The sequence below is a fragment of the Trinickia sp. genome (assembly GCF_036503415.1).
Taxonomy (GTDB): Bacteria; Pseudomonadota; Gammaproteobacteria; order Burkholderiales; family Burkholderiaceae; genus Trinickia.
Window position 1 is genome coordinate 1 of the sequence record NZ_DASXWY010000175.1, and the last position, 3,573, is coordinate 3,573.

Consider the following 3,573-nt stretch of genomic DNA (forward strand, 5'->3'; position numbering starts at 1 on the left):
TACAGGTTATCTCGATATTCAAACCGGCCATGAGAGAACAAGACCTCGCTGCAATACGCTTGCGGGCGGCAGCCCGCGACCTCGAACAAATCGTCCGCCACATTGCGGGGCGCTACATCGTCCAGGGCGTGCCGCTGACCTGGCGCCTGCTTCATGCCATCGAAGCCGAGGCGCTTGCCGATCTCGGTTTCGCAAGCCGCCACGAAGCGTTCATCCTGGATCTGTTCAAGCGCCCGGCGGACCTGGCTTATCCAGAAACAGACGACCCCGCCACGTTCGGGCGATCGAATGCGCTGCCAGCCGCGCTGGCGTTCGCGGTCGCGGCGTATGAAGAAGCACAGGAAAAACCGCCGGCCGGCGGCACGCGAAGGCAGGCGGACCGGTCACCCCACGCTCGAGGCTAGCGCGGCCAAGCGGCGCGTGCATGCCTGTGTGGCTCCTGGAAACACTCACGCAAGCGATCCCGAAAAAGCTCACCTCGAGCGTCGGGCCCCCGGCGGACCAAGTCGCAGGCAAGTCGACTCGTCAGGCATGCGAAGCTGTGCCGTGCCCGCTCATGAAGCGGGTCACCGCTTCGAGCCGCGAATGGCCGACACCCGACGAATGCTCGCATTCAGGGCACAGCAATTCGTAACCATCGTCGAGTTGACCGAGTTCCGGTTCGCCGTCCGGACACTTCGGACAACGAGCGGGCAGCAATACATGCCCATCGAGCAACGTTCCGAGCGTGGCGAAATGCGCATCGCTCAGTTGGCCGGCGAGTGCAAGCTCGCAGACCACATCGGCTAATTCCGGCGAAACCGCGGAGCGCGCACGTAGCGCATCGAGCTCGCGCGTCAAGGCGTCGATTTCGTCGGACTGCCCGCGCACCTGCGTTTCGAGGCGATCGGCCTTTCCCTTGGCGGCACTCAATTGCTGAATGAAGTCGAATTCTTTCCGGCTGGCATCGCGAATGCCGGCCTGATACGTACTGGCCATACTGCGCAACGAATCGAGCTCGACGAGCATCGGCTTGACTCGGCGCTCGGCTTCGGCGATCGCATCTTTGATCTGGGTGGCGTAGTGCTCCGCGTTTTGCCGCATTTCCGCGTGAAGCGAATCGATGCGCTCGCGTAATTTTGCGTTCGTCGTGCGTTCGTCATCGAGCAACCGGCCGAGCTTTTCGTTGTCGGCCAGGAGCCGCGCTGCAGTGGCGGTCAATGTCTCGTGACTCGATGCGCGTTGTGTCTGCTCGCTGGCGAACTCGGCCTCGAGTTCGCGTACCCGTGCCCAAGCAGTCTGAGCGAGAGACTCGCTGCGTTGGAGCGCCTCGTTCAGCGTTTCCTGGCGAACCTCGGCATCACGCACGCGGCGTTGAGCATCGTCGAGAGTTGCCTGCATTTCGAGGCGCTCGGTCTCCAGCATTTCTTTCGCATGCGCGAGTGCCTGCGCGAAGAGCTCGCCGAGCAGTTCTCCGGCTTTGTCCTCCAGCGACGGTGGAATCGCCCCGGCGCCGACCTTGACCTTCGAAGTCTCGCGAATACGCTCCCAGAAATGATCGATGTCTTTGGGGATGTCGCTCGCGCTACCGGTTTGCGTCAGCTCTCGCACAGCAGCCATCGAAGGACGGATGCCCAAATCGAAAAACAACCGCTTGCACGCATGGAGCGACAATTCGCGACGATGAAGCCCGCGGGCCTTCATCGATTCCAACTCTTGCCGGATGAGCTGTCGTTGCTCGTCTAGGATGGACATGGGCGCAAACTCGGATTCAATGTGTGCGGATCATAACGGATTACGTAGCAGGCAATACGATCGAACATCGAACTGTCGTTTTTTGGCGACCTACCCGTTGCATCGTCGATCCGAGGGCTTGTACGGCGGGGCTGTTCAAGCAGATTCGTGAAACAAAGCGAAGGAGCTGAATCAAGTCTTTGATTGTAAAGGGATGTACCCAAGCAGCGTCGATAGAGGCCATGTTTCACGGACAGGTGTGCCTCAAGCTCGTGAAGATCGTTCCAACAATTTTCCAAGACACACGACGGTCTTTCTTGAGAGTCATAGAAGTAAACACCCTTGAACCTTATTTAAAAACGTTAACGACTCCGCAAACCCTTGCTGCACACGGGTCTGCGCGGTGCAACGTGAGCTTTTGCAGGGGCAATCGTGAGACGTTGCGGGAGCGTTGCGTGATGGGGTTCGGGAATGACCGTGAGCCGCTGCGGGATAGGTCGTGAGCGGATTCGGGAGCCGGACCGAAGACGGGCTCGCCAAAACGTGAGCCTTTACGGGACCGGTCGGGCCCCAGCGTCGCGCTCTCCGTGGCCCGCGGATCCGGGAGCACCATCGAGCAGGTGAGGTTTTCCGGGAGCCCTGCGCACCTCGGTTTACGCCTCCAATCTACCCCGCTCAGAGGCCAACGTGAGCAAACACGGGAACCGTGGCCCATTAGAGGTGAGGCTTTTCAGGAGGACATCGCCCTTTGCAGGGAAGGTCCTGTGAAGGGTGAGCTTTTACGGGACCATGCCGATGGTTTCCTGTCGGCGGCCTTTGCGCGTTGGGCTGCTCACCGGCGGTGTCTCCTACGGTGAGCCTTTTCGGGAGCTTTGCGAAACTGCTGCGCCATCTCACAGGAGCATGCCTCCGCGCGCCCGAAGGTGAGTGTTTGCGGGAGGCATTGAGGCCGGTCACCTCCGAGGACCAAGGAAGTTAGTCATTACTCTCGCAGTAAGCCGCACCGACGTTGATTGGTGAGTGCGTATCGGAGCGCCCGGCAGACGCAAAGGTGAGAGTTTGCGGGGGGCTTTCGTAGATGGCGGTATAGCTCGTTCATGCGGGGGTCCGTCGGTCTGAGGTGAGGGAATACAGGAGATACAGCGATGAAAGAGGTTCCTCGAGGAGTTGTCTCTAAGTGTAGGTAGCGACAGATAAATTTGCTGTACCCCGATCGATGGGTGAGACTTTGCGGGGGTGAGCGGATGCGGGGTCGACGACCGTCGGATCGCTCGTCGCGGGGCGCAAAGGTGAGTGTTTTCAGGATCATTGCGGAGGCCGTTTTTCGGGCGTTGCGGTTCCGGACCGCGACTGGACGGGCCTTGTGGGCTATGTGAGGTGAGGAGTTTCGGGATGCACCGTCGGTATCTGCTGCGAGCCGATACCGCGACTGCGCGACCCCGCGAGCGCATTTCGGTACGCCAGGTTGCGGACGTCGTTGCGATTGGTAGCCGCGTTGCCTATTGCTTGCAGCTCCGCGCTCGTCGGTGGAGATGTGAGCGCGCGAGTTCGACCATCTGAAATATGTGACTCAGACTGCGAGTAAAGCGGGGTTCGGCGGGATGGAGCGCGGGTTCGTCGTGAAATCGCGACAATCGATAAAGTGAGCTTATTCAGGACCCTACGCAGGCATTTCGCACCGACTGTCGATCGCTTATTTTGCGCTATGCCTCAACAGACAACGCTCGTTGCGCGACTCCGTCTTCCCGGTAGGTGAGCGTTTTCGGGATTCACCCGAGGTGAGGCGCCGTTTCTTGGCCAGATTCACCGAACACGGTGAGAGCCTGCCTGTAGACGAGGTTCACCGCACTCCGGTATGCT

2 protein-coding genes are annotated in these 3,573 nt (G+C 60.1%); one reads left to right on the forward strand and one right to left on the reverse strand.

The window, feature by feature from the left end; all coding sequences use genetic code 11:
• The first annotated feature begins 29 nt into the window (after positions 1 to 29).
• Complete coding sequence (locus VGL01_RS21645; protein ID WP_331573010.1) at positions 30 to 404, forward strand: DUF2471 family protein; 375 nt, start codon at positions 30 to 32, stop codon at positions 402 to 404.
• Positions 405 to 525: 121 nt separating this feature from the next.
• On the opposite strand, the gene VGL01_RS21650 is transcribed toward VGL01_RS21645, so the two are convergent.
• Complete coding sequence (locus VGL01_RS21650) at positions 526 to 1,734, reverse strand: DNA-binding protein (protein WP_331573008.1); 1,209 nt, start codon at positions 1,732 to 1,734, stop codon at positions 526 to 528.
• Positions 1,735 to 3,573: the final 1,839 nt, after the last annotated feature.